The sequence below is a fragment of the Alteromonas sp. ABV2_168 genome (assembly GCF_056161165.1).
This window is the reverse complement of the sequence record NZ_JBSWYQ010000001.1, coordinates 29598-56245: the sequence shown is the minus strand read 5'-3', so window position 1 is coordinate 56245 and position 26648 is coordinate 29598. Positions and strand designations below refer to the sequence as shown.

The window sequence follows — 26648 nt, the reverse complement described above, 5'->3', positions numbered from 1 at the left end:
GGCCACATTCAGTACTTCAGTGTATAGAGTATAGTTGCCATATCAGGTTGCCACTGACAATTTCGCAGTTTCACCCGATTATCTTTTACCATGATTCCTTCGGCCATAAGCAATTCTCTTTGCTCCTTCGCTTTTTCAGAGCCGGGCGGAAAGGCTATTTTCCCGTCAGCCCGTAAAATACGATGCCAGGGAACCGGTTCTCCATTGAAATCAGCACGCAATGAACGACCTGCCAGCCGCGCTCTGCCGGGCAGACCGGCAAGATCCGCAATCTGCCCGTAGGTAGCAACCGACCCTTCCGGCACGGCCATAACGGTTTGCAGTATTTGCTTCACTTTGTCGTTGTTGCCAGTATCGGCCATAATGCGCTTTTATTTTCCAATAGAGTGTTCGAATGCGTCCATATTGCTCAGTTTGCCGCTATCCGCAAAAAACCTGTGTATGCAGTGCAGTGACGCAGATTTGTACACCTGTTCAGTTTCTCATCATTCAGCATGATAAAGAAGCCATTCACGCAAAAAATACCGCTAAATTAGTACAGCTGTGTTTACCTGATACACCCATACTTTCCGCAGGCGCTGATGAGGCGGAAATGGCCGTGGCAGATGCTCTTAATAATGCGGGATCTCCGGCGGTGATTTATCCGTCTCCGGAAAGCGCTTCTTTAGAAAAGACACCACAATCAGACACACACGATCTCTTCATTCTGCTGGATGGAAGCTGGCGTCAGGCTTACGGATTGTGGCAACGTTTTACACAACTACACCCGCTCCCCCAGTATCATTTCAGTCATGCCGGCCCGAGTGATTACCGTATCAGGCACACCCGTTCAGATTCAGGATTATCTACGCTTGAAGCTGTTGCCCATGTGATGAAGGTAACGACAGAGACAGATCCGGTGCCGTTATACCGCTTACAACAGTTTATGCAGGCGCAATGGCAGGGACCTGCGGCACACCTGCGCCGCAAGTAAAGAGGGTTCAGCCGGCTTTCATCGGCGTGTAGCCTTTGTGATCTTCAACCAGTTTCAGCCAGTTATTCACCGCCGGATAGGCTGTCAGATCGAATCCGCCTTCGTGGGCCACATGGGTATAAGCGTATAAACTGATATCAGCCAGTGACAATTGTGACCCGGTCAGAAAAGGGGTGCGGGAAAGCTGCTCTTCCATGACTGCCAGTGCTTTGTGCCCGCCAGCCTGTTTAGCTTCATATTCAGCTTTACGTTCTTCCGGTAACCCCAGATATAAATTAATGAACCGGGCTACCGCAATATAGGGCTCATGGCTGTATTGCTCAAAGAACTGCCATTGCAGCATCTTAGCCAGATCGAAAGATGAGCGGGGAATGAGTGCGGAACCTTCAGCAAGGAAGTTTAAGATGGCATTTGATTCGGACAGCGTGCGGCCATCTTCCATTTCCAACAGCGGGATTTTACCATTCGGGTTCTTCTGCAAAAACGCGGGGGTTTGCGTTGCCCCTTTTAAAATATCGACTTCTTCCCAGTCGACTTGTTTACCCAGTATGGAAAGTAATAATTGAATTTTATAGCAGTTTCCGGAACGGCTATCTCCATAAACCAGCATGACCAACTCCTTTTTATCTACAGCACTTCAGCTTACTGACGTTTCTATCAGGTCACAAGATGTTCAATATAAATTAATGTCATCCAGGAAGCAGGGATTAGAAAGACGACGCTCAGCATGCGTTTACACTGTTCAAACGTAACCGGTGTAGCAGTAATGTTTTCCACTTCTTCGATTTCCTGCTGAATCGCGTTGCGCCGTGCGTGATTAATGCGATCACTTTCATCTTCACAGTAAATGGACGTCAGCCCGCGGGTCAGTTGATCCATTATCTTTTGCTTTTTTGCGCCGATAAGCCGGTACACCTTTACAGCAGGCATGATGAGATACACAGTCAAAGACGATGAAAACAGGGTCACTATGGCAAGATCGATTGCCGGTATATCTTTTTTAAACCAGAAAACGGGAATGATGATCAACGCAGTGATACTGAACAGGGCATTCTCCATCGACAGTAGCGACACTCTTTTCAATGCTTTCAGTTCGCTGCTGGTGGCAATATTAATATGAATGAAATGCTTCATCATGTAGTGAGTGGAATAGATCATCTGAAACAGGAAAAGCCAGAAAAAGAACCAGAAAGGTACTGCAATCAGATCAAGCACCAGAACCTGCATGTTCATATCGAAGGCAACCAGTTCTTCACTCATGATATAGACAGCCGTCATGGAAATAGCGAGGGTGGCGGAGGTCAGAATGTGGTGGCGCAGTTTCACCGCCAGACGGGCACGATGCTGTGCAAATAAACTCAGGGCGTTTTTATCCAGCAAATAACTCATGATGGCACCAGCCATTTGCTGTTGCTGAATGCGCAGGCTGATCCAGAAAAAGGTCGTCAGCAAGGGCATGCCTAAGGCAGCATTGAAGTCGCGTTGGGCCCGGAAATCATTGATAAGCTGGTAATCCAGCGCACCGGTGAAGTAATTGGCAATACAGCAAATTACAAAATAAAGAACCGGCATGTGCCAGAAAGAAGCGGCAGAAGTTGAGGGATAATTAAATTCAGTCGTCATACGGCCTTCACGATAATACTCAGTAAAGTCCTTCCCACTGTTGTTCAAATTTTGTTTTTATTATGCTGCTAGTTTAATCATCCGCAGGCGCAATGCAACCTCTGCAATGCCGCAATTGCGCCTTTGTTTGTAATAGTTTGTATCACTCTTGCTGATAGCAGTCAGACCATGCTGCGAATTCACTTCCGCCGGGTTCTGTAAAATGAAACCGGTGACCGCCGGGAAAAGCAAAAACAGGCTGAGTAATAGTTCCACCCGCGCCAACAATTTCAGCTTCAAGACTGGTCAGATCGTCACTGTAAAACACGGTGAGAGCTGCACCCCGGGACGTAGTGCTGATTTCTTCACTGGCATAAAAGCCGCCGTCCACATTATCCAGAGAAAAAGCACAGTAAGCCTCACCGTAATCTGTGAAGGACCAGCCAAACACAGAAGCGAAAAACGTCCTGGTCTTTTCCAGTGATGCGGAAGGATACTCCAGATAATTTAATGATTTATTTTTCATCATCGCCTCCCTGCTGAAAAGCAGCCATGACTTCAGCTCCGGTCATTTTCCTGCTGGTGGGATGTAGTTCGTAGTAAGGCCCTTTTTCATCGACAAATATTTCAGTTCCCATGGAAAAGTTATCACCATCGAACAAACCGGCAGGCACGAAATACTCACCGCTTTCTTTGTATAGATAAAATAAATGGGTACCGCAGCGGTGACAAAAGCCTCTGTCAGCCCACGGAGACGACGAGAAGCGGGTGATGGCATCTTCCCCTTTAAAGGTTACCGCAACACCACAGTGAGCACTGTAGAAGGGGCCTCCGCTCCATTTCCGGCACATGTCGCAGTGACATACACCGACTTGTTCTTCTGCCTGCGTTGCATGCACTTCCACTTCGCCACACAAACAACGTCCGGTTAATCCTTTATCTGACATCATTGTTCTCCGGTGAATATAAACTGGATAAATACACAGTACACCGGTTTACAGCAAAACAGCAAGTAGCAGACACAAAAAACCCGGCATGTAGCCGGGTTTTTCAATTTTTTGCTGATGTATTACTTACGCAGTTTTTGAATCAGACGCAATTGAGCAATAGCTTCTGCTAACTCTTGTGCCGCTTCTGCATAGTTGAAATCAGCGCCCGGGTTGGCGATATGCTCTTCAGCACGACGTTTTGCTTCTTCTGCAGACTGCTCGTCCAGATCTTCTGCACGAACAGCAGTGTCAGCAAGAACAGTGACTATACCGGGCTGTACTTCAAGTACACCGCCGGCAACATAAATCATCTCTTCTTCACCGTGCTGCTTAACCAAACGCACCATACCAGGTTTAATTGCAGTAATAAGTGGCGCGTGACCAGGGTGGATACCCAGTTCACCTTCACTTCCTGTTACCTGTAATGTTTCAACCAGACCAGAGAAAATCTCTTTTTCTGCGCTTACTACATCCAGATGAACGGTCATAGCTGCCATTGTAAACTCCTTAGTAAGGAACGTGAATCAAGCACGGGCAGACGTTAAGGCCTGCCCGGCTTCACTCTTATTTCTTGGCTTTTTCCAACGCTTCGTCGATCGAACCAACCATGTAGAAGGCTTGCTCTGGCAGGTGATCATATTCACCTTCCAGGATGCCTTTAAAGCCACTGATAGTGTCTTTCAGAGAAACGTACTTACCAGGAGAACCGGTGAATACTTCTGCTACAAAGAATGGTTGAGACAGGAAACGCTGAATCTTACGAGCACGGGATACCACTTGCTTATCTTCATCAGACAGCTCGTCCATACCCAGGATCGCGATGATATCTTTCAGCTCTTTATAGCGCTGAAGTACAGTCTGTACGCCACGCGCTGTGTCGTAGTGTTCCTGACCGATTACCAGTGGATCCAGCTGACGTGAAGTTGAGTCCAGAGGGTCTACCGCAGGGTAGATACCTAAAGACGCGATATCACGGGACAGTACTACCGTTGCATCTAAGTGAGCAAAGGTGGTAGCTGGTGAAGGGTCAGTCAAGTCATCGGCTGGTACGTATACCGCCTGGATTGACGTGATTGAACCAGTCTTAGTTGATGCGATACGCTCCTGCAGAACACCCATCTCTTCAGCCAGGGTAGGCTGATAACCTACTGCTGAAGGCATACGACCTAACAGTGCTGATACCTCAGTACCTGCCAGAGTATAACGGTAGATGTTATCTACGAAGAACAGAACGTCACGACCTTCGTCACGGAATTTCTCTGCCATCGTCAGACCAGTCAGAGCTACACGCAGACGGTTACCCGGTGGCTCGTTCATCTGACCGTATACCAGAGATACCTTATCCAGTACGTTTGATTCGTTCATTTCGTGGTAGAAGTCGTTACCCTCACGAGTACGCTCACCAACACCAGCGAATACTGAGAAACCGCTGTGCTCGATTGCGATGTTACGGATAAGCTCCATCATGTTTACGGTTTTACCTACACCGGCACCACCGAACAAACCAACTTTACCACCTTTCGCAAACGGACATACCAGGTCGATAACCTTGATGCCGGTTTCCAGCAGTTCTACTGAACTTGACTGATCTTCGTAGCTGGGCGCTGCACGGTGAATAGACATACGCTCTTCTTCACCAATTGGGCCTGCTTCGTCGATTGGATTACCCAGCACGTCCATGATACGGCCCAGAGTGGCTGTACCAACAGGAACCATGATAGGTGCTTGCGTATTTTCTACTGCCAGGCCACGACGCAGACCGTCAGTGGTACCCAGAGCGATGGAACGAACTACACCACCGCCTAATTGCTGTTGCACTTCCAGGGTTAGCCCGGATAAGTCACCTTCGGTAACTTTCAGTGCGTCATATACTCTTGGTACCGCATCTTGTGGAAACTCGATGTCCACAACGGCGCCAATGATTTGGACGACCTTACCTTGACTCATAATTAGTCCTCGTTATCTCTTCTAAACCTTTGCCTACACCGCTGCGGCGCCGGATACAATCTCACTGATTTCCTGTGTGATTGCAGCCTGACGGGCCTTGTTGTATACCAGTTGCAGATCATCGATAAGGTTGCCGGCGTTATCTGTTGCCGCTTTCATTGCAACCATACGTGCTGCTTGTTCTGACGCTGCGTTTTCCACAACACCCTGATATACCTGGGATTCTATGTAACGAACCATTAAGGATTCCAGAATTTCTTTCGGATCCGGCTCGTAGATGTAATCCCAACGATGCTTCAGTGTCTCATCTTCTGACTTTGGCAAAGGCAATAATTGATTCATCACAGGCGTTTGCGACATGGTGTTAACGAAGTTGTTATACACCAGATAAACTTTATCCAGTGTGCCTTCGTCGTAGGCGCGTAACATCACGCGTACCACACCCACTACATCGCTTACCGAAGGTGCATCACCTAAACCTGTTTCTGCGGCAAGTAGCTTACCACCAAAACGGTTAAAGAATGCACAAGCCTTCGAACCTAACGCTGCAAAATCTACTTCAACACCCTGATCGCGATACGCTTTCGCTTTCTGGGTTACCAGCTTGAACTCATTAGTGTTCAGGCCGCCGCATAATCCGCGGTCAGTAGAAATTACGATAAAGCCAACCCGTTTCACGTCACGCTCTTCAAGATAAGGGTGACGGTACTCAAGGTTACCGTTAGCAATGTGACCAATCACTTTTAGCATGCTTTGCGCGTATGGACGGCCATGAGCCATACGTTCCTGCGCCTTTTTCATTTTCGACGCAGCAACCATTTCCATCGCACTGGTAATCTTTTGAGTATTCTTGATACTCCCAATTTTACCTTTAATCTCTTTACCGCTGGCCATGATTATCTCTCCGATTACTCAACGAATTGTGCTGACCACGAAAGCCAGCACCATTGATTACCAAGTTTGAGTTGCTTTGAACTTCGTTAAAGCGTCTTTCAACTGAGAATCAATATCGTCGTTGTAGTTGCCGGTTGCATTGATAGACTTCATCAGCTCAGCGTGTTCGCTGTTCATATAAGCGTGCAGGGCTGATTCAAAATCAAGGATTTTGCCCAGTTCTACATCTTTTAAGAAGCCTTTCTCAACGGCGTACAGAGACACACCCATATCAGCGATTGACAGAGGCGCATATTGCTTCTGCTTCATCAGTTCGGTTACACGCTCACCGTGTTCAAGCTGTGCACGTGTAGCTTCGTCAAGGTCAGATGCGAACTGAGAGAACGCAGCCAATTCACGATACTGTGCAAGCGCAAGACGGATACCGCCACCCAATTTCTTAATGATCTTGGTCTGAGCAGCACCACCAACACGTGATACAGAGATACCGGCGTTAACAGCAGGACGGATACCTGCGTTAAACAGGTCAGTTTCCAGGAAGATCTGACCATCGGTGATAGAGATAACGTTTGTAGGTACGAACGCTGAAACGTCACCGGCCTGAGTTTCAATGATAGGCAGAGCCGTCAGTGAACCCGTTTGACCTTTAACTTCACCGTTAGTGAAACGCTCTACGTACTTGTCGTTTACACGGGCAGCACGCTCCAGCAGACGGCTGTGGAGGTAGAAAACGTCACCAGGGTATGCTTCACGACCAGGAGGACGCTTCAGAAGCAGAGAGATCTGACGGTAAGCAACAGCTTGCTTAGACAGGTCATCATATACGATCAGTGCATCTTCACCACGGTCACGGAAGTACTCACCCATGGTACAACCAGAGTAAGGTGCCAGGTATTGCAGAGCAGCAGATTCAGAAGCAGAAGCCGCAACAACGATGGTGTGAGCCAGCGCGCCGTGTTCTTCCAGTTTGCGAACTACGTTAGCAATAGTAGAAGCCTTCTGGCCAACTGCTACGTAAACACACTTAATGCCTGAATCTTTCTGTTGAATGATGGCATCAACAGCCATGGCTGTTTTACCACACTGACGGTCACCGATGATAAGCTCACGCTGACCACGACCAACAGGAATCATCGCATCAACAGACTTGTAGCCAGTTTGTACTGGTTGATCAACCGATTGACGGTCGATTACGCCAGGGGCGATTTTTTCTACTGGCTCATAGCCTGCCGCTTCAACAGCGCCTTTACCATCAATAGGCTCACCCAGGGTGTTTACAACACGACCTAACAGGCCAGGGCCTACAGGTACTTCAAGGATACGACCGGTAGATTGTACTTTAGTGCCTTCTTGCAGGTCCGCATAAGGACCCATAACTACTGCACCAACTGAATCTCGTTCAAGGTTCAGTGCAATAGCGTAGCGACTACCAGGAAGCTCAATCATTTCACCTTGCATTACATCGGCAAGGCCGTGAATGCGGATAATACCGTCAGTTACTGCGACGATAGTCCCTTCGGTGCGAGCTTCACTGGTTACATTAAACTGTTCAATTCGCTTTTTGATCAGTTCTGCAATTTCAGTGGAATTAAGTTGCATACTCTTATCCCCGTTATGCTTGCAACGCGTCTGCGAGACGGTTCAATTTCGACTTCACGGAACCATCAATAACTGTATCACCGGCTTTGACTACAAAGCCTGCAACCAGGGCAGGGTCCACGTTACAATTAAGCTTCACTTTACGTGCCAAACGTTTTTCTAACGATGCACTGATTTCAGCAGTTTGCGCATCAGACAATGAAGAAGCAGAAGTCAGCTGGACTTCAATTTCTTTGTCGTAATCCGCTTTCAAAGCATTAAACAGCTCTGAAATGGCTGGCAGGGCAACTAAACGTTTATTCTCAGCCAGAACCTTAATAAAGTTCTGACCATGTTCGTCGATCTGTTCACCGCACACATTGATGAAAATCTCAGCGAGTTGGTCAGCGGCAACAGCACCAGTCATTAACTGATGCATGTCTTCGTTGTCAGCAACTTCGCCGGCAAACACCAGCATGTCCTGCCATTTGGCAACGGCGTTTTGTTCGACAGCAAAATCGAAAGCAGCTTTAGCGTAGGGACGAGCAACGGTTGTCAATTCAGACATGGCTCATCTCCCTCTTATAGCTCAGCGACAAGTTTTTCAACAATGTCGTTTTGTGCGTTTGCGTCGATTTCACGATGAAGAATTTGTTCTGCACCAGCAACAGCTAAAGCTGCTACCTGAGCGCGTAATTCTTCCTTGGCACGATTGCGTTCAGCTTCAATTTCGGCATAACCAGAAGCAATGATTTTCTCACGCTCTGAGTAAGCTTTTTGCTTTTCACTTTCTTCAAGTTGACTAGCACGCTTTTTGGCTTGCTCGACAATTTCAGCTGCTTGCGCTTTCGCATCTTTCAACTGGTCAGTAGCTTTCTGCTGAGCCAGTTCCAGGTCTTTTTCAGCGCGTTCAGAAGCTTCAAGGCCATCGGCAATTTTCTTCTGACGCTCTTCAATCGCGCCCAGTAATGGTGGCCATACGTACTTCATGCAGAACCACACGAATACGATAAACGCGATTAATTGACCAATTAGAGTGGCGTTAATGTTCACGACCGCTCCTCCTCATATGTTCGCTAAAAAATGGGTTTAAAAAATTAAGCACCAACAGCGAACAGAAGGTATAGCGCGATACCAACACCGATCATTGCGATGGCGTCGATAAGACCCGCTACGATAAACATCTTAACTTGCAGTTGAGGAGCCAGTTCTGGTTGACGAGCAGCAGATTCTAAGAATTTACCACCCAGCAGACCGAAACCAATAGCGGTACCCAGGGCACCAAGACCAATCAGTAGTGCAACAGCGATGTATAACATGTACGTCTCCGATTTAAGTTAAATTTAAAGTTAAAGTGTAAAAGTAAAACAGTTTGAATCGTTTGCTTTCTTTTCCAGGGATTGCAAAAGATCCGGACTACATTAATGGTCTTCGTGAGCCAGGCTCAGATATACAATGGTCAACATCATAAAGATGAAGGCCTGAAGCACGATTACCAGAATATGGAATACCGCCCATGGGAAGTGCAGAGGCAGCTGCCATACACCCAGGGTCGCAATAAGAATAAAGATCAATTCACCGGCATACAGGTTACCGAACAGTCGCAGCGCCAGAGAGAACGGACGTGCCAGCAGGGTAACGGATTCCAGAATGAAGTTAACCGGAATGAAAGCCCAGTGATTGAAAGGCTGGAATGTCAGCTCTTTCATGAAACCACCAATGCCTTTTACTTTGATGGAGTAGAAAATAATCAGGAAGAATACGCCCAGCGCCAGTGCCAGCGTCATGTTCAGGTCGGTGGTAGGTACCACTTTCATGTACACGTGATGCGGGTCCACACCGGTGGCTGCGTTAGCAATCTGACCTGCAGCTGAAGGCAGGAAGTCTACCGGAATCAAGTCCATCAGGTTCATCAGGAACACCCAGACGAAGATGGTCAGCGACAGTGGCGCAATGAGATTATTTTTACCGTGGAAGGTGTCACGAACGTTGTCGTTTACGAACTCAACAACCAGCTCGATAAACGCCTGGGTTTTGCCCGGTACGCCGGAAGTAGCTGATTTAGCCACTTTACGGAATAACCACAGGAACAAAATACCCAGACCGATAGACCAGCCCATCGTATCGATGTTCCAAACCCAGAAACCCGCTTCAGCACATACTTCAGCGACATTATGCAGTTCTTCACCGTGACTAAATTTCACCCCGTCGTCTGTGACGCACATGGTGGCATTGGTCAAATGGTGGAGAATATACTCTTGTGTTGTAATCTCAGATGCCATGTTTCAACCTAAAAAAATTAAAGTGTAAAAACTTTCCGGCGTTTCGTCTGTAAGACCCTGGTCTTGCTACCAAGGTACCACTCTGTCTTTTTGTTATCGTTTTTGTTGACGAAACATTGCCAGCCAATAGCTGACAGTTGTGACGGCGAATGCTGCAAAAACCGCTTCGGGTATCGCATGCAAAAATTTAAATGCCACCACAAATAAAATAACTGCTAAAACCAGGCGCAGTTTGGCTCCCTGGCTGAAGCTCCGTACTACCAGTTCATTTTTACTGGCACCGGAGTAACGAAATGCGAATAACGCAAAAATCGCGTTGGGCAGAATGCTGATTAACGCGCCAATAGCAGCTGATTTCGCTACTTCAACGGACATCGCCCAGGCGCTGATGATGACCAGCAGAGTCATGACAATTGCCTGAATCTGCAGGGCATGTCTGGCAAGTTTTTTACCGGCCCCTGCCAAATCTCTGTTCACCATTGTTTTATGCTTATTTGAGCCCAAATAAAAAGCGTCAGAAGTATACTGTTTTACCGATAATTTTCAACCATACATCGCGTTTTGAAAGTTATTCTGAAAATTTTCTTATCGAATAACAGGACGAAACGCATTGTACGCGAAAAGTGCGGGAATAACGACCACCGTTAACATTTTGCTAACCACGGCCGTAAAGTGGATTAGTGTATTTTAGAAAGGATACCGTCCAGCTGTTCTAAATCATTGAAGTTAATAGTAATTTTGCCTTTCCCTTTGGCGTTATGGTCAATCACGACCGGCGCACCAAGGTTATCAGACAGGCGGGTCATCAGACTTTGCACATCCGGATCGACGGTTTTTTCCGGTTTCGGCTTCGCCGGCTCCAGACATTTGCGTACTAACTTTTCTGTATCCCTTACCGTTAAACCTTTTCCGGATACGACTTGAGCCACTTCAGATTGCTGACCGCCGGTGAGTCCGAGCAGTGCACGGGCATGACCCATTTCAATATCGCCGTGCTCAAGCAAGGTTTTGACATCATCATTGAGGTTATTCAGGCGCAATAAATTTGTTACCGTCGCCCGGGATTTACCCACCGCCTCAGCGGTTTGTGCATGGGTAAGTTCAAACTCGTTCATTAAACGCTCAAGGGCCTGTGCCTCTTCCATGGCGTTTAAATCTTCGCGCTGAATATTTTCAATCAGTGCAATGGCCACAGCCGCTTCATCCGGCACGTCTTTGATGAGACAGGGCACAACGTCGAGTTGCGCAAGCTGTGCAGCCCTCCAGCGTCGTTCACCGGCAATAATTTCGTACTGATCTTTACCCAGTGTACGCACCACAATCGGCTGAATAACGCCCTGGGAACGGATAGAAGACGCCAGTTCTTCAAGCGCTTCTGGAGACATGTCTTTACGGGGCTGATATTTCCCCGGCTTCAAAAATTCGACCGGCAGCTTGCTCAGTTCACTTTGCGATGCCGCAGTGCTGTCAGTTTCCTGTTCACGACGGGCAGCGGAAGACTGACTGGTCGCCAGCAATGCATCCAGGCCCCGACCGAGTCCTCTTTTCTTAGCAGACATATTTTCCTCAATGACTCAAGCGATTAAGACAAACCGATTTTTGGCTAGTTTAACAGATTAACTTGCTTTTGCGGGCTGTAATGTCTTCTCACGGCGGCGAAGAATTTCACCGGCCAGAGACAGGTAGGCTTTTGCGCCTGCCGATGACTTATCATAGTACATGGCGGGCATGCTGAAACTAGGCGCTTCGGCCAGTCTCACGTTGCGGGGAATGACCGTGCGGTAAACCTGTTCGCCAAAATGACGTTTCAGTTGCTCAGACACATCATTGGCCAGACGGTTTCGGGGATCGTACATGGTGCGCAGTACGCCCTCAATTTTCAGTTCAGGGTTTACCACCGACGCCAGTTTCTGAATGGTATCCATCAGCGCCGTTAAACCTTCAAGGGCATAGTATTCACACTGCATGGGTACCAGTACTGAATCAGCCGCAGCCAGCGCATTAACGGTAAGCTGGTTAAGAGAGGGCGGGCAGTCAATAAAAACGAAATCGTAATAATCCATCACCGGCTTGAGTGAATTACGCAGACGGACTTCACGGGCAAACATTTCCATCAGTTTGATTTCAGCTGCCGTGACATCACCGTTTGCGGCAATAAGATCGTATTTTCCTGACGTATCTTTGATGATGACTTCATCAACAGGCTTTTCTTCAATCAGTAATTCAAAACACGTGCATTCTGCTTCGTATTTATCAACACCGCTGGCCATGGTGGCATTGCCCTGAGGATCCAGATCGATAAGCAGCACTTTACGTTTGGTCGCAGCCATAGACGCCGCAACATTCACTGCTGTGGTTGTTTTGCCCACACCACCTTTTTGATTCGCTATTGCGATTACCTTCGCCACTGTGCACCCGTCAGACTTTTCGAATAGTTACTAAATGACGCTCTCCGGTCAGATCCGGCACGGATAACGCCTCTACAGACCCGATCTGGAAGTGATCACTTACTTCGTCTATCTCACTTTGAGGAAATTGTCCCTTCAGAGCAAAAAAGACTCCTGATGAATCTACCAGATGCTGGCACCAGTGCAACATATCTTTCAACGACGCAAAAGCACGGCTCAACACAATATCGTAAGGTTGTGCAGGTTCATGCTCTTCTACTCGACTGTGCACAGGAGTGACGTTTGTCAGACCAAGTTCGAATGCACATTGTTTCATAAACCGGACACGTTTGCCTAAACTATCCAGTAACGTGAATTCAATATCCGGCAACATAATAGCCAGAGGCATGCCGGGCAGACCCGGTCCGGTGCCCACATCGATAACCCGCTTACCACTGACAAACCGGGTAACGGCCAGTGAGTCAAGAATATGTTTTACCATCATCTGCTCAGGATCGCGCACCGAGGTAAGGTTGTAGGCTTTATTCCATTTATCGATACGCTGAACATATCCGGTGAGCTTTTCAGCCTGTTCAGTAGTGATGTTCAGCGCTAACTTTTCGCAGCCCTGCAACAAAATTTCATTGAGTTTTACAGTATCGACGTTACTCACGCTGTCTTTAATTCCTGTTTACGTAACATGCCATGCTTTTTCAGATACACCAGCAACAACGAGATAGCCGCGGGCGTAATACCCGAGATCCGCGATGCCTTTCCGATGGTTTCGGGTCTGGCTTCGGTAAGCTTGGCAACCACTTCGTTCGAAAGACCGGATATTTTACTGTAATCAAAGTCCATTGGCAGCAACGTATTTTCATGGCGTTGCGCTTTTGCGATCTCATCCAGCTGCCGGGCGATATAACCGGCATACTTGATTTGAATTTCCACTTGCTCAGCTGCAACAGGATCGTCAATACCCGGGCCGATACCGTCAATGTTCATCAGCGCGTTATACGTCATTTCCGGACGCCGGATAAGCTCTTCAAATGAGTGTTCACGGCTCACCGGATTTTTAAGCAGCGTGTTGAGCTCCGGCACCGCTTTGTGATCAGGATGCACCCACTGGCCACGCAGACGTTGCAGCTCGAGTTCAACGGCTTCCATCTTCGAGTTAAACGCTGCCCAGCGTGCGTCATCAACCAGTCCGATTTCACGGCCAAGCGCTGTCAGACGACTGTCTGCGTTATCTTCCCGTAACAGCAGACGATATTCAGCACGGCTGGTAAACATGCGGTAAGGTTCTTTGGTTCCCATGGTCGCAAGATCATCTACCAGTACACCCATGTAAGCCTGATCACGACGTAAAATCATCGGATCTTTCTGTTGAACTTGCAGTGCTGCGTTAGCTCCCGCCATCAGTCCCTGTGCACCGGCTTCTTCGTAACCGGTAGTGCCGTTAATTTGTCCGGCAAAGAAAAGTCCGCCGATAAATTTAGTTTCCAGCGTTTGCTTCAGATCCCGCGGATCAAAGAAATCATATTCGATGGCATAACCGGGACGGATGATATGGGCATTTTCAAATCCACGGATCGAGTGAATAAGCGCCTGTTGAACGTCAAAGGGCAGACTGGTTGAAATACCGTTCGGATATACCTCGATACTGTTAAGCCCTTCCGGCTCCACGAAGATCTGGTGCGAGTCCTTATCAGCAAAACGGGTGATCTTATCTTCAATACTCGGACAGTAACGCGGGCCAACACCTTCAATGACACCGGTAAACATGGGTGAGCGATCCAGACCTCCACGAATGATATCATGGGTTTTTTCGTTAGTATGGGTGATGTAGCAGCTGATCTGCTGCGGATGCATTTCACGGTTACCCATAAACGAGAATACCGGTACAGGGGTGTCACCGGGTTGTGCTTGCATAACGCTGAAATCCAGCGTCCTGGCATCAAGACGGGCAGGGGTACCGGTTTTCAGGCGATCCACTCTGAAGGGTAATGCACGCAGACGTTCTGCCAGAGCCAGTGACGGCGGATCACCTGCACGGCCACCTCGATAGTTCTCAAGACCAATGTGAATGGTACCGCCAAGGAATGTGCCCACTGTCAGAACAACCGTTTTGGCTTTAAATTTAAGACCCATCTGGGTAACCACACCGGCCACGCGATCGTTCTCTACGATCAGGTCATCACAGCTTTGCTGGAAAACCGACAGATTTGGCTGGTTTTCTACCACATTACGGATAGCCTGACGATACAGTGCCCGGTCAGCCTGGGCGCGGGTTGCACGCACAGCAGGGCCTTTACTTGAATTCAGAGTTCTGAACTGGATCCCGCCCTGATCAATTGCCAGTGCCATTGCACCACCTAAGGCATCGATCTCTTTAACCAGATGGCCTTTTCCGATCCCGCCGATAGCAGGATTACAGGACATTTGTCCGATGGTTTCCATGTTATGTGTCAATAACAGGGTTTTTGCACCCATACGGGCAGATGCTAATGCTGCTTCGGTGCCGGCATGACCACCACCCACAACGATGACATCGAATGCTTCCTGATAAAACATGTTGAACCTCACATAACACGGGGAATGTAGTTAATCGTATATTTCTTTGGCTTTACGGGCTGTCAGAAAAAGGGCGCGTATTTTAGCTGACTTATTGCCTGATTAAAATGGTTAAATTTTCTGCAATTTACTTTGGATCCGGAAAAGGCTACCGGCTTATAGAATATAAGATCTCTTTTAAGATCTTTATTTTTATATTTATTAGGATCGCGAAGATCTGTGAGTAAGTGCTTTTTCGTTCTTTAGATCATGATCTTACAGAAAGAATAAGTTCGGTACAGAGCCGATCATAACCCACCCGGGATCATGTGCATAACCAGGTATATTATCCACAATCCAAATCTTGAGAAAAGTTATTCTTTTCGTGATCAGAGCTTATGCACAGTGGTTTACAGGATCCTATCCACAGGCGTGATCAAGATGTGATCCGATTGGGGATAACTTGTCGGCAACGATCACTTGATGATCGCATATATCCCTGTTTTACGTGTGTTTGAAGGGTGATCTTCCTGTGATTAGATCTTTTCCACAAGATCACATGATCGCACACTTATCCACGATCCTTTTTTCTGTTTCGATTAGTAACCCGCAGGCAAAAAGAAATAAAAAAAGCGTCATTATGACGCTTTTCCTGGAAAACTTAGTACGGTCAGTTCGCCTCAGCGTACCTGATTAGGCTGATAACGCGTCTGCTGCGTCTCAGAAGGCTGTTCATCATTAACCAGACCGTCACGGCGGCTGGGGCCGGAAAAACGCACCTTATAGGTGTCATACTCTTTAATCGACTCAAAACAGTACTTACCTAATGCCAGCTCGAGCTCTGTCAGATTATGGTTGGTGATCAAGATACAGTTTTTCTTATTCACCAGGCGCTGTCTGAGCAGATTACCGAGCCAGCTTTGCTGGTTTTTCTTGAGCATACTTTCATTCACACAGACTTCATCAAGGATCAGCAAGTCCACATCCAGCAATTCCTGGTGGGCTTCGCGGAAGCGCTGACCTATATTATCCTGTGAACCGAAATCGAAGGAGAAATGACGCATTTCCATCAGTGTGGACAGCTGACGGTATAACACCGTTATCTCGTACTGCTCAATGAGTTCGTGGGCAATAGCCCCGGCGATGTGTGATTTTCCGCGGCCATAGTCACCGTAGAATAACATCATGTGAGAACCGGCCTGACGCCACTCTCTGTCACTGTGCGCAGCAATAAATGACTGGGCGATGCTTACCGCTTCAATCACGTCTTCACTGTCTTCAATCAGGTTTGCGAAGGTCCAGCGGGGATTCAGATCAGAGCGGCCGTGCAGATCTGTGATGCGTTGTTTTTTACTGTCCTGCTGTAACTGGCGGACTTCCTCATTCGCCTTACGCTCATACTCTTTTCTGAGTGTTTCGTATTCTGTAAAACCGTCCTTAACTTCCGGTTTGCCCATGGCGCGGGCCAACTGATTAAGCTTATCTTTTAACGATTGCATGACATTCAGCTCTTCTTTTGTGAGGCGTATTTTTCCACCAGCTTTCTGGCATTATCGTCTGCTTCTATGCCTGCTGCAACGGGTACAGTCTGACTTCCCACTTTTTTGGTTGTAGTATGGCCGGTCGTCATCCGTTTTCTCTTGATGGCATAAGCAAATTTCTGTGTCCACTGGAAGTGGCTGAAAACAGCATCCGGCCGGCCCAGCCAGTAGGATACAAATTCACCGATATCTTCATCACCGAATTCACGATCGATAAGCCCGATAAGGTTTGCCATTTCTTCAAACAGCGCAGGATCAGGACGCCAGCGTCCGTGGATTGCTGTGTATTGTCTGTGAAGATGGGTGAAGTCATCCTGTGCGTGACGACACAGTGGCAACAACACGTGCTGGCCGCTCAGAGAAGTCTCAAAGGTTGCCTCTCCCTCAAGGGCGATAAGGCCGGCCTGATCCAGTTCGCTGAGCAGCGTATTGATTTGCTGGCCACGGGTATAGGTGTCTTCCTGCTGATCGTTGCCGTTTAACAGGGTGATAAGAAACTTATAATTGAGGACATCTGAACGGGCGGCGTTCAGATCGGCTGTCGGCTTCAGACCGAGGCAATATAACACTCTGCTGTCGTTAGAGAGCGGCGAGGTGAGGGCGTGATATTCTGCTTCGGTAAACATAAAACGTTATTGCTTAACTTGTTGTTCAAACCATTCTACCGCTACATCTTCAGGGATAGGATGGTTAAGTACATCAATATGCAAAGGCGGCGCAATTAACGTTGCACCGGCGTCAGTTAAGCGCTTTTCCATTTCCATGGCACCATAACAGAAGGTGTCATAGCTGCTGTCGCCCAGCCCGACAACCCAGGCGTCAATACCACTCAGATCGGTTTCTTCCAGAGCCTTCGCAAAAGGCTGAATATTCTCTGGAAGCTCGCCGGCTCCATGTGTTGAGGTGCAAATTAACCATGACCCCTTTTTTTCCAGTGCATCCAGATCCGGCTCGAACTGCAGTGTGGTAGCGAATCCGGCAGACTGCGCTACCTGCTCCAGCGCTTCAGCAACGTACTCTGATGCACCCAGTACAGATCCGACGATGATTGACAGATGTTTAGACATAATTATTTACCGATACAAAATGAAGAAAAAATACGACCCAGTAAGTCGTCTGAAGTGAATTCACCGGTAATTTCAGTGAGTGCCTGATGAGCAAGACGTAACTCTTCGGCCAGTAATTCTCCGGCCAGATGTGAGAGCAATTGTTGCTGGCCGTTATCCACATGTTCTGCTGCCTGCGCCAGTGCGTCAAGGTGACGGCGGCGGGCAATGAACTGTCCTTCTGTGGTGGTGTCCAGACCCATGGTATCGGCAAGGTGCTGACGCAGTAATTCCACACCCTCACCGGTGCTGGCAGACAGGCCGATCACGCTGACGTTGCCATGTTGTGTGGTGAGCTGTTGAATGCCCACAGTCTCTGCTGATAAATCGGCCTTATTGCGGATTACTGTCGTGGGTATGTTTTCAGGCAGTCGTGCCATGAACTCAGGCCAGATCTCATACGGGTCGATTACAGCGGTGTCTGTACTGTCGACGACAAATAACACGCGGTCTGCTTCCGCAATCGCTTTCCACGCACGCTCAATACCGATCTGCTCAACTTTATCCGGACTTTCCCGTAAGCCGGCTGTATCGATGATATGCACCGGCATGCCGTTAATGTCGATATGTTCTTTTAAGACATCACGGGTAGTACCGGCGATATCTGTGACGATAGCGCTTTCGCGACCCGCCAGCGCATTCAGTAAGCTTGATTTGCCTGCGTTAGGACGACCGGCAATAACCACCTGCATGCCTTCTCTTAAAAGCGAGCCTTGTCTGGCTTTTTGCTGTACCGCTGCAAGGGATTCAACAATATCAGCCAGATCCCCGGCGACTTTACCATCTGACAGAAAATCGATTTCTTCATCAGGAAAGTCGATAGCCGCTTCTACATACATGCGAAGATGAATGATTTGCTCAGATAAAGCGGTTATTGTGCGGGAGAACTCTCCCTGCAATGAGCGCAGAGCACTTTTCGCAGCCTGTTTAGAGCTGGCATCAATCAAGTCTGCTATGGCTTCGGCCTGAGCGAGATCCAGCTTATCATTCAAGAATGCCTGTTCACTAAATTCCCCGGGCCTTGCCAGGCGTACGTTCCCGCAGGCCAGGATAGCATCAATGAGCATATCCATGACGATTTGTCCGCCATGGCCCTGGAGTTCAAGCACATCCTCACCGGTAAAGGAATTCGGCCCTTTAAAATAAAGTGCTATTCCCTGATCGATCACATCGCCCTTTTGATTATGAAAAGGCGTATAAGTCGCTGAGCGCGGAGCCAGTGTGACAGGTACCAGTGCCTGCGCAATCTCCATTGCTGCGGGCCCTGATACACGCACAATACCCACACCGCCACGGCCAGGTGCTGTAGCTTGTGCGACGATGGTATCTTGTGAGGAGGCAATAGGGTGCATATCAGTCTTTCATATTCTTAAATTGGAACGGCTGGCCTAAATCGGAGCTGCGCACCAGTGCAATAACCTGCTGTAAGTCATCACGCTTCTTACCGGTGACCCGAAGTTGATCACCCTGGATGGCTGTCTGCACTTTGATTTTATTGTCTTTGATAAGCTTTACAATTTTCTTGGCAGTATCCTGCTCGATACCTTCTTTGAACGTAATGACCTGGGTCACCGTTTTGCCGCGGTGATCGTAATCTTTTAAATCCAGAATACTGGTATCCAGATTGCGTTTGGAGCAGGCGTTACGGAACATTGACTCAAGCTGCTGAACCTGAAATTCACCCTCAGCTTTCATGGTCACGGCTTTTTCTTTAAATTCGATGCTGGCTTCTACGCCGCGAAAATCAAAACGGGTAGCCAGTTCCCGCTGGGTGTTTTCCGTTGCATTACGGACTTCTTCGATATTGATTTCAGATACGATGTCGAAAGATGGCATTATTTGACCTCTCTTAGATGAATCAGCCCGCTATAGCGGGCTGATAATGATGGGATAGTTACTTAGATTTTAGCCCTTTCTTTTCCATTGCGGCATAAATCAGTTTTGCCTGGATGAGGGTGATTATATTACTGACTAACCAATAAAGTACCAGACCGGCCGGGAACCACAGGAAGAACACACTCATGGCCACAGGCATGAACTGCATGATCTTCTGTTGCATTGGGTCGGTTACGGTTGTGGGTTGCAGCTTTTGCAGTAACCACATACTCGCACCGGTCAGTACCGGCAGCACGAAATACGGGTCTTTCACAGAAAGGTCTGTGATCCACAGGAAGAAATCTGCGTGACGTAATTCAACACTTTCCAGTAATACCCAGTAAAGCGCGAGGAAAATTGGCATCTGCAGGATGATTGGCAGACAACCGCCCATCGGGTTTACTTTCTCTTTGCGATACAGTTCCATCATCGCCTGAGACATTTTCTGACGATCATCACCAAAGCGATCTTTCAGTTGCTGCATCTTAGGTGCGAGATTTCGCATGCGGGCCATGGATTCATACTGTTTCTTCGTCAGCGGATACATAGCACCCTTAACGATAACAGTGATGAGAATAATGGCGACACCCCAGTTACCTACCAGGCTGTGCAGGAATTGAAGCAGTGCGAATAATGGCTGTGATAACCACCATAAAATGCCGTAGTCCACTGTCAGGTCCAGACCATTTGCCAGCTGCGCGAGGTTGTCCTGATCTTTAGGGCCCAGATACAGCTCTGCACCGATTGTCGCAGTTTCACCGCTGGCTACATTTACCGGCGTACCGGTGAAACCGATAATGGCGTACTGATTCTGAACCAGTTTGGTATAAAGGTTATTTACCTGAGAAGCAGGCGGGATCCAGGCTGAAACAAAGTAATGTTCGAGCATACCAACCCATCCGGCTTCCGTAGACACTTTCAGATTTTTATCTTCAATGTCGTCGAACGTGTACTTCTCATAACGATCTTCCTCGCTACCGTATGCTGCACCACGGTAAGTTGGCATGAACATGTTTCCGCCATCAGGTACCTGAGTGGTTTGTTTAAGCTGTGCATACTGCTGGTAAGTTGTCGTATTGCCCGAGTTATTCTCGATGGTATAGGTCAGGGCGATGTCGTGGCTGCCTTTAGTAAAATTAAAGGTTTTGGTAATTTTCACGCCATCTGCATTTTGCCAGGTCAGAGGCACAGACAAGGTATCGCCCTGCATGACAAATTCTTGTTGTGAAGCATCATAACGCGGACGCCCTGAACGGTTTCCGTCAGGACCATCACGACCAACCAGACCGCTTTGTGCTATATACAAACCATCCTGAGGGCGCAGCAGGCTGTAGTTTTCTGATGATTCCTGAGTTAACGGAAATTTCACCAGATTCGCTTTAACTACGTCACCGCCGACTAAATCAATTTTCAGATCCAGCGTGTCAGTAAGTACGTGAACTGTACGTGCAGATTCAGGCTTAGCTTCCTGCACCATGCCGGGCACGTCGTCCTGAGAAGCAACCGGCACATCATCGCTGCCTGGCAGAGAGGACGGTACACCGTTACTACCGGCATTCGTGCTACTTTGTTCAGATGCGGCGGGCTGAACAGGTTGCGGGCCATAATCTTGTTGCCATTGTTGCCATAGTAAGAAGCTCACAAGGGCAAGGCCGATTAACAGAAAACTACGTTGCGATTCCATAGAGGTCTCTTTATTCTGAGTGTTTATTATTCCGTGATTCCGGCACGGGGTCGTTTCCGCCCGGATTGAAAGGGTGGCATTTTAATATGCGTTTAATCGATAACCAACCGCCAATTAGCAATCCATGCGAATTTAATGCTTCAATTGCATAATATGAGCAAGTCGGGTGAAATCTGCACCGTTGTCCTAAAACCGGCGAAATGAACCACTGATAGCATTTAACCAGTAGCAGAGGAAGAGCGATGGTTATTTTGCGCAGCGTTTTGCTAACTTTTTCCATTGCTTATCCAACATAGAAAATATTTCGTCATTGGTGAGTTTATCTGCGCCGGATTTGCCAACCACAATAATGTCGACTGCAGGCAGTGCGTGACGACGGTGACGAAAACTTTCTCTGATGATACGTTTCAGTCTGTTGCGGTCATGGGCTTTTCGCACGCGTTTCTTAGCAATAGTAATCCCGACACGGGCATGTGCTAATTCGTTTTTGCGGGCAAGTAAGGTAAAAGCAGGGGATACAGCAGGAGTTGCGTCATTAAACACATGGGTAAAGTGGGAGGGAGTTAACAGACGTAACTCCCTGGAAAAATTATTTTCACCCACTTTTGGGTAGTACTCTTAAGCAGAAAGGCGAGCGCGACCTTTAGCACGGCGAGCTGCTAGTACTTTACGACCATTTTTAGTCGCCATACGAGCACGAAAACCGTGAGAACGCTTGCGCTTTAAGTTGCTCGGTTGAAATGTTCTTTTCATGACCAAAGTCTCACTTTTCTAGTTAAATATCAGACGTGCAAAATAGCAGTCTTACCAACAAAACATTGTGTCCATTGATAAGCATGTTACGCCGCCCATCCAAAAAGGACGCTGAATTCTAGAGATCCCGGCACCTGATGTCAATCCAAAACGCCTTTATACTGCATATTTTTTATAAAATAGTGCAGAAATTTTGTTCAGCTCTGCAAAGATATTTCAATTCATGATAATTTTGCTGTGAATAAATTGTCTGCAAATATAATTTTATCCACAAGTCAATAGATGATCGGTAAAGATCATAGCTTTTTTACCCGGATCTCACAGCCTGATCAAGCGTACAGTGTTTTAGCGATTATCTGTGATAGAGATATAACGAAATAAAATAAGGGATAAATTTCAATAGTTTAATCTTTGGATCCGGAAGATCGAGCCAGATCGTGATTTACTTTACCCACAGAAGATCAGATAATCCACAGCGATCACAATTAGAATACAACATACACCGCTGTTACCCAGAATAAATATTGCTTTTCCTTTTTCTCAATCAGGAATACGTATTCTCTTCGCCGTTTTTTGTCTTACTGGCGTCTGCAGCAGCTTTTGGAGCCTACATTATTATGTCTCTGTGGAATATGTGCCTCGAGCGCCTACGCCAGGAATTGCCGACCCAACAATATAGTATGTGGATACGTCCGCTTACTGCTCAGGAAGATGCAGACGTTCTGACGTTATTTGCCCCGAATCGTTTTGTTCTGGACTGGGTAAGAGATAAGTACAGAGACAAAATCACAGAGTTGTTCACCGAGTTTTGTGGGCAGGATTCCCCACAACTTCATTTAGATGTTGCTACCCGTACTGGCCGACCCACCAGCGGTATCCCCTCAGGTCGACCGGCTCCTGTTCAATCCGGTACTTTCAGCCGTTCTCAACCTCCTGCACAGTTTTCATCCGCAGAGACAGGGATGGGACGGCCGGAGGTGAATGCCTCAGCGCCTGTTCCACATGTACAACAAAATGACAACCTGTCTGCCCCGAACATCACTAAAGCCAGTTCTGGTGCCGGTGCATATCGCGAACCTGAACCTGTTCATCAGCAGACGGGGACTAATATACCTGCCGGACGTGGGCCAGCAGTTGTCCCCATCCCTGAAGCGATGAAGCACAAAAGCAATATCAATCCGACCTATCAGTTTGATAATTTTGTTGAAGGTAAATCAAACCAGCTGGCCAGAGCGGCTGCGACTCAGGTTGCTAATAACCCGGGAGGTTCCTACAATCCGCTATTTATATACGGTGGTACCGGTTTGGGTAAGACCCACTTACTGCACGCAGTAGGTAATGGCATTATTGCAAACCGTCCGGGTGCTAAAATTGTGTATATGCATTCAGAGCGCTTTGTACAGGACATGGTAAAAGCACTTCAGAATAATGCTATTGAAGATTTTAAACGGTTTTACCGCTCGGTAGATGCCTTGCTCATCGATGATATTCAATTTTTTGCGAATAAAGAGCGTTCACAGGAAGAGTTTTTCCACACCTTCAATGCATTGCTTGAAGGAAACCAGCAAATCATACTGACGTCAGACCGTTACCCTAAAGAGATTGACGGGGTAGAGGATCGCCTCAAGTCCCGGTTTGGCTGGGGCCTGACCATAGCGATAGAACCCCCTGAACTTGAAACCAGGGTGGCCATTCTTATGCGTAAAGCGGCAGAAAATAAAATTCACCTGCCTGATGAAGTGGCGTTCTTTATTGCCAAGCGATTACGTTCAAATGTGCGTGAGCTGGAAGGCGCACTTAATCGTGTCATCGCTAACGCGAATTTTACCGGTCGGCCTATTACTATCGATTTCGTCCGTGAAGCATTACGTGACCTGTTAGCTTTACAGGAAAAACTCGTTACAGTGGATAACATCCAGAAAACTGTCGCAGATTATTATAAGATTAAGGTTGCTGACATTCTCTCTAAGCGTCGTAGCCGCAGTGTGGCAAGACCAAGGCAGGTAGCTATGGCGCTTGCTAAGGAATTGACCAATCACAGTCTACCTGAATTGGGTAACGCTTTCGGTGGCAGAGACCATACTACGGTTCTGCACGCTTGCCGAAAAATAGAGCAGCTTAGAGAGGAAAGTCATGATATAAAAGAGGACTATAAAAACCTGATAAGAACCTTGTCCTCATAAAACTTTGACATTCCAGGCAGGAAAGTAAATCAATGAAATTTACCATTAGTCGAGAAAAGTTTCTTCAACCGTTACAGTTAGTTTCCGGTGCAGTAGAAAGAAGACACACATTACCTATTCTTTCTAACGTACTTATTAAAGTTAGTGAGGATGCACTCTGGCTAACCGGAACGGATCTCGAGGTAGAACTCATCGCCAGTACCCGTCTTGAAGGCGAGTATGAAGAAGGTGAAATTACAGTTCCTGCTAAGAAATTATTTGATATTTGCCGTGGTATTGCTGACGGTACTGATATCCAGTTCAGCCTCGATGGAAGCAAAGCGCTTATCCGTGCAGGACGTGGTCGCTACACTTTATCCACGCTGTCTGCCAGCGATTATCCAAATCTTGAAGACTGGGAAGGTGAGGTTGAGTTCGAGCTTTCTTCAGTTGACATCAAACGCCTGATCAACAGTACCCATTTCTCCATGGCGCAACAGGATGTGCGTTATTATTTAAACGGCATGTCACTGGAAACCGAAGAACATATTATCCGTACCGTCGCTACGGATGGTCACCGCCTTGCTTTATGCAGGCTGGATTATGAAAGTGCATCCTTACCGGCGCGTCAGGTGATCATACCCCGTAAAGGTGTACTGGAAATTTCCCGCTTAATCGGAGATGACGATAAGTCTATTAAAGTACAAATAGGTGCTAACCATATTCGTCTTTTCTCTTCCGATTTTATTTTCACCAGTAAACTGGTTGACGGGCGGTTCCCTGATTATCGTCGTGTGTTACCGAAAGACGGGGATAAAACTATTCTTGCTAGTAAGGCAGTATTAAAAGATGCGTTTGCCCGTGCTGCAATTTTATCGAACGAGAAATTCCGCGGTGTAAGACTCAACCTTTCCAGTGGTGAGCTCAAAATCACAGCCAACAACCCTGAGCAGGAAGAAGCGGAAGAAATTGTTGATGTGAACTATGAAGGCGACGATTTAGAAATTGGTTTTAACGTCGCTTACTTAATTGACGTTCTTAATGCTCTGACGACAGAAGAAGTGCAACTAACTTTATCTGATTCTAACTCCAGTGCTCTTATCCAAAATGCCGGTGATGATGCTGCGTTATATGTCATCATGCCGATGCGTCTGTAGGCCATCTTTAAGCAGGGGCGAAGGCTTTGCTTTCGTCTCTCTGTTTTATACTTCCCCCGGGCAACGCCTATGAAACTGGACAAAGTCCAGCTGACTGATTTCCGAAATATTCAATACGCTTCATTTATCCCGTCTCGTTCTTTAACGCTGATAAGTGGTAAGAATGGCAGCGGTAAGTCATCTCTTATTGAAGCGCTTTACTATCTTGGTTATGGGCGTTCATTTCGCACAAACAAGCATGAGTCTGCTATTCGTCATGATGCAGACCGTTTCAGCATTTTCACCCGCTGTGCGGGCGATGATGGCAACGTAAAAAACATCGGATTACAGCGTAGCAGGCATGAGCAATTTGTTTGTTCAATAAACGGCAACCATTCACACCGTCTCGCTGACTTAGTTAGTCTTATACCGGTTCAATTATTTACACCTCAGAGTACTGACCTCATTATCGGGTCACCCGGGGAACGCCGTCGTTTCATCGATTGGGGATTGTTCCACGTGGAACATGAATTCAATTTGCTGTTTCAAACATTCCAAAAGTTGCTAAAAACACGCAATACATTACTTAAGAGACAAGCAAATCTGAGTGCGCCCGAGAACGCTTATTGGGAGCAACAATTCCAAACCGTAGGGGAACACCTTAGTGAGAAGAGAAAAGACTACATAGGGCGGTTACAGCCAATATTTAATGCCATTTGTAGTGAATTTCTACCTGAGTTTTCTCTCGAAATCTCGTATTATAAGGGGTGGGATAAAGATGCTTCTTTGATTGAAAGCCTGACGCGAAAACGTGACTACGATACAAAGGTAGGTTACACAACTTCAGGGCCACACAAATCAGACTTACGATTTAAAGTGGATGGTTCTGCGGCGCAGGAAGTTCTCTCAAGAGGGCAACTTAGAATGGCTGTCGCTGCATTACAGTTGTCACAGACAACATTGTTCCAACAGGAAACATCAAGACGCAGTATTTTTTTACTTGATGATGTTGGAGCTGAACTTGATTTAGATAAGCGAGAGCGGTTTATAGACGGGTTAGTCGCGATGGACACGCAGCTTTTTGTGACTGCTATAGAGCGTGAACAACTCGAGTTTATAAGCAAATATAAAGACAAAAAAATGTTTCACGTGGAACATGGCCACGTGAACGAGGAGTAAAGGTTAGACT

31 protein-coding genes are annotated in these 26648 nt (G+C 47.3%); 4 read left to right on the top strand and 27 right to left on the bottom strand.

From position 1 onward, the window contains the following. Positions 1–8: 8 nt before the first annotated feature. The gene (locus ACXAH4_RS00300) at positions 9–362 is read right to left on the bottom strand and encodes an MGMT family protein (RefSeq protein WP_474842285.1); all 354 of its coding nucleotides are present in this window, start codon (positions 360–362) and stop codon (positions 9–11) included. A gap of 32 nt (positions 363–394) precedes the next feature. Between ACXAH4_RS00300 and ACXAH4_RS00295 the strand changes: the two genes are divergently transcribed. Further along, positions 395–973, top strand: coding sequence for a tRNA-uridine aminocarboxypropyltransferase (locus ACXAH4_RS00295; RefSeq protein WP_474842287.1), 579 nt, complete (start codon positions 395–397; stop codon positions 971–973). A 7-nt stretch (positions 974–980) separates the two neighbouring features. On the opposite strand, the gene ACXAH4_RS00290 is transcribed toward ACXAH4_RS00295, so the two are convergent. The 26 genes from ACXAH4_RS00290 to rpmH all read right to left on the bottom strand — a co-directional run bounded on the left by ACXAH4_RS00290 (position 981) and on the right by rpmH (position 22161). Next, positions 981–1583 carry a glutathione S-transferase family protein gene (locus ACXAH4_RS00290; protein ID WP_474842289.1) on the bottom strand — a complete coding sequence of 201 codons (603 nt, stop codon included), beginning with the start codon at positions 1581–1583 and terminating at the stop codon, positions 981–983. Between the two features lie 47 nt (positions 1584–1630). After that, the gene (locus ACXAH4_RS00285; protein ID WP_474842291.1) at positions 1631–2596 is read right to left on the bottom strand and encodes a hypothetical protein; all 966 of its coding nucleotides are present in this window, start codon (positions 2594–2596) and stop codon (positions 1631–1633) included. A gap of 142 nt (positions 2597–2738) precedes the next feature. Next, a complete protein-coding gene (locus ACXAH4_RS00280) occupies positions 2739–3104 on the bottom strand; it encodes a VOC family protein (protein WP_474880264.1) in 366 nt (121 codons plus the stop codon). Beyond that, the gene (locus ACXAH4_RS00275; protein WP_474848740.1) at positions 3091–3525 is read right to left on the bottom strand and encodes a GFA family protein; all 435 of its coding nucleotides are present in this window, start codon (positions 3523–3525) and stop codon (positions 3091–3093) included. Before ACXAH4_RS00275 ends, ACXAH4_RS00280 begins: the two co-directional genes overlap by 14 nt. A 119-nt stretch (positions 3526–3644) precedes the next feature. Then, positions 3645–4061, bottom strand: coding sequence for a F0F1 ATP synthase subunit epsilon (locus ACXAH4_RS00270; RefSeq protein ID WP_303572536.1), 417 nt, complete (start codon positions 4059–4061; stop codon positions 3645–3647). 67 nt (positions 4062–4128) lie between these two features. Beyond that, positions 4129–5511 carry a F0F1 ATP synthase subunit beta gene (gene atpD / locus ACXAH4_RS00265; protein WP_303572537.1) on the bottom strand — a complete coding sequence of 461 codons (1383 nt, stop codon included), beginning with the start codon at positions 5509–5511 and terminating at the stop codon, positions 4129–4131. 33 nt (positions 5512–5544) lie between these two features. Next, the gene (gene atpG, locus ACXAH4_RS00260) at positions 5545–6405 is read right to left on the bottom strand and encodes a F0F1 ATP synthase subunit gamma (protein ID WP_474842297.1); all 861 of its coding nucleotides are present in this window, start codon (positions 6403–6405) and stop codon (positions 5545–5547) included. Positions 6406–6462: 57 nt separating this feature from the next. Then, positions 6463–8004, bottom strand: a complete 1542-nt coding sequence (gene atpA / locus ACXAH4_RS00255; protein ID WP_119503210.1) for a F0F1 ATP synthase subunit alpha — start codon at positions 8002–8004, stop codon at positions 6463–6465. A gap of 13 nt (positions 8005–8017) precedes the next feature. Beyond that, complete coding sequence (gene atpH, locus ACXAH4_RS00250; RefSeq protein WP_474880262.1) at positions 8018–8551, bottom strand: F0F1 ATP synthase subunit delta; 534 nt, start codon at positions 8549–8551, stop codon at positions 8018–8020. 14 nt (positions 8552–8565) lie between these two features. Further along, a complete protein-coding gene (gene atpF / locus ACXAH4_RS00245) occupies positions 8566–9036 on the bottom strand; it encodes a F0F1 ATP synthase subunit B (protein WP_474842301.1) in 471 nt (156 codons plus the stop codon). Positions 9037–9080: 44 nt separating this feature from the next. After that, entirely contained in the window at positions 9081–9302 is a 222-nt protein-coding gene (gene atpE, locus ACXAH4_RS00240) for a F0F1 ATP synthase subunit C (RefSeq protein WP_012520222.1), read from the bottom strand. Positions 9303–9404: 102 nt separating this feature from the next. Then, positions 9405–10265, bottom strand: a complete 861-nt coding sequence (atpB, locus tag ACXAH4_RS00235) for a F0F1 ATP synthase subunit A (RefSeq protein ID WP_119503213.1) — start codon at positions 10263–10265, stop codon at positions 9405–9407. A gap of 93 nt (positions 10266–10358) precedes the next feature. Beyond that, on the bottom strand, positions 10359–10745 hold the full coding sequence (locus ACXAH4_RS00230; protein WP_474842303.1) for an ATP synthase subunit I: 387 nt from the start codon (positions 10743–10745) through the stop codon (positions 10359–10361). Between the two features lie 197 nt (positions 10746–10942). Beyond that, positions 10943–11824, bottom strand: coding sequence for a ParB/RepB/Spo0J family partition protein (locus ACXAH4_RS00225; protein ID WP_119503215.1), 882 nt, complete (start codon positions 11822–11824; stop codon positions 10943–10945). A gap of 57 nt (positions 11825–11881) precedes the next feature. After that, positions 11882–12673, bottom strand: coding sequence for a ParA family protein (locus ACXAH4_RS00220; protein ID WP_474842305.1), 792 nt, complete (start codon positions 12671–12673; stop codon positions 11882–11884). Positions 12674–12683: 10 nt separating this feature from the next. Further along, a complete protein-coding gene (gene rsmG / locus ACXAH4_RS00215; protein ID WP_474848742.1) occupies positions 12684–13325 on the bottom strand; it encodes a 16S rRNA (guanine(527)-N(7))-methyltransferase RsmG in 642 nt (213 codons plus the stop codon). Beyond that, positions 13322–15223 carry a tRNA uridine-5-carboxymethylaminomethyl(34) synthesis enzyme MnmG gene (mnmG, locus tag ACXAH4_RS00210; protein WP_474880260.1) on the bottom strand — a complete coding sequence of 634 codons (1902 nt, stop codon included), beginning with the start codon at positions 15221–15223 and terminating at the stop codon, positions 13322–13324. Before mnmG ends, rsmG begins: the two co-directional genes overlap by 4 nt. A gap of 659 nt (positions 15224–15882) precedes the next feature. Continuing rightward, positions 15883–16701 (bottom strand): ATP-binding protein, encoded by an 819-nt coding sequence (locus ACXAH4_RS00205; protein ID WP_119503219.1) that lies wholly within the window; start codon positions 16699–16701, stop codon positions 15883–15885. Between the two features lie 5 nt (positions 16702–16706). Further along, complete coding sequence (locus tag ACXAH4_RS00200; RefSeq protein WP_474848746.1) at positions 16707–17369, bottom strand: DnaT-like ssDNA-binding domain-containing protein; 663 nt, start codon at positions 17367–17369, stop codon at positions 16707–16709. A gap of 6 nt (positions 17370–17375) precedes the next feature. After that, positions 17376–17810 (bottom strand): FMN-binding protein MioC, encoded by a 435-nt coding sequence (mioC, locus tag ACXAH4_RS00195; protein WP_474842313.1) that lies wholly within the window; start codon positions 17808–17810, stop codon positions 17376–17378. A gap of 2 nt (positions 17811–17812) precedes the next feature. Continuing rightward, a complete protein-coding gene (gene mnmE / locus ACXAH4_RS00190; RefSeq protein ID WP_474848750.1) occupies positions 17813–19201 on the bottom strand; it encodes a tRNA uridine-5-carboxymethylaminomethyl(34) synthesis GTPase MnmE in 1389 nt (462 codons plus the stop codon). A gap of 1 nt (position 19202) precedes the next feature. Beyond that, entirely contained in the window at positions 19203–19685 is a 483-nt protein-coding gene (locus ACXAH4_RS00185) for a YajQ family cyclic di-GMP-binding protein (protein ID WP_303572547.1), read from the bottom strand. Between the two features lie 58 nt (positions 19686–19743). Then, entirely contained in the window at positions 19744–21408 is a 1665-nt protein-coding gene (yidC, locus tag ACXAH4_RS00180) for a membrane protein insertase YidC (protein WP_474880258.1), read from the bottom strand. Between the two features lie 10 nt (positions 21409–21418). Next, positions 21419–21667: a membrane protein insertion efficiency factor YidD gene (gene yidD, locus ACXAH4_RS00175; RefSeq protein WP_119503569.1), complete on the bottom strand. Its 249-nt coding sequence runs from the start codon at positions 21665–21667 to the stop codon at positions 21419–21421. After that, entirely contained in the window at positions 21655–22011 is a 357-nt protein-coding gene (rnpA, locus tag ACXAH4_RS00170; RefSeq protein WP_119503225.1) for a ribonuclease P protein component, read from the bottom strand. The genes yidD and rnpA overlap by 13 nt, the downstream gene beginning before the upstream one ends. Positions 22012–22026: 15 nt before the next feature. Next, positions 22027–22161: a 50S ribosomal protein L34 gene (gene rpmH, locus ACXAH4_RS00165; protein ID WP_014290886.1), complete on the bottom strand. Its 135-nt coding sequence runs from the start codon at positions 22159–22161 to the stop codon at positions 22027–22029. Between the two features lie 617 nt (positions 22162–22778). On the opposite strand from rpmH, the gene dnaA reads away from it, so the two are divergent. The 3 genes from dnaA to recF all read left to right on the top strand — a co-directional run bounded on the left by dnaA (position 22779) and on the right by recF (position 26638). After that, a complete protein-coding gene (gene dnaA, locus ACXAH4_RS00160) occupies positions 22779–24344 on the top strand; it encodes a chromosomal replication initiator protein DnaA (RefSeq protein WP_474880256.1) in 1566 nt (521 codons plus the stop codon). A gap of 32 nt (positions 24345–24376) precedes the next feature. After that, the gene (dnaN, locus tag ACXAH4_RS00155; RefSeq protein WP_474842322.1) at positions 24377–25480 is read left to right on the top strand and encodes a DNA polymerase III subunit beta; all 1104 of its coding nucleotides are present in this window, start codon (positions 24377–24379) and stop codon (positions 25478–25480) included. Between the two features lie 69 nt (positions 25481–25549). Then, the gene (gene recF / locus ACXAH4_RS00150) at positions 25550–26638 is read left to right on the top strand and encodes a DNA replication/repair protein RecF (protein ID WP_474842323.1); all 1089 of its coding nucleotides are present in this window, start codon (positions 25550–25552) and stop codon (positions 26636–26638) included. The last annotated feature ends 10 nt before the right edge of the window (positions 26639–26648 follow it).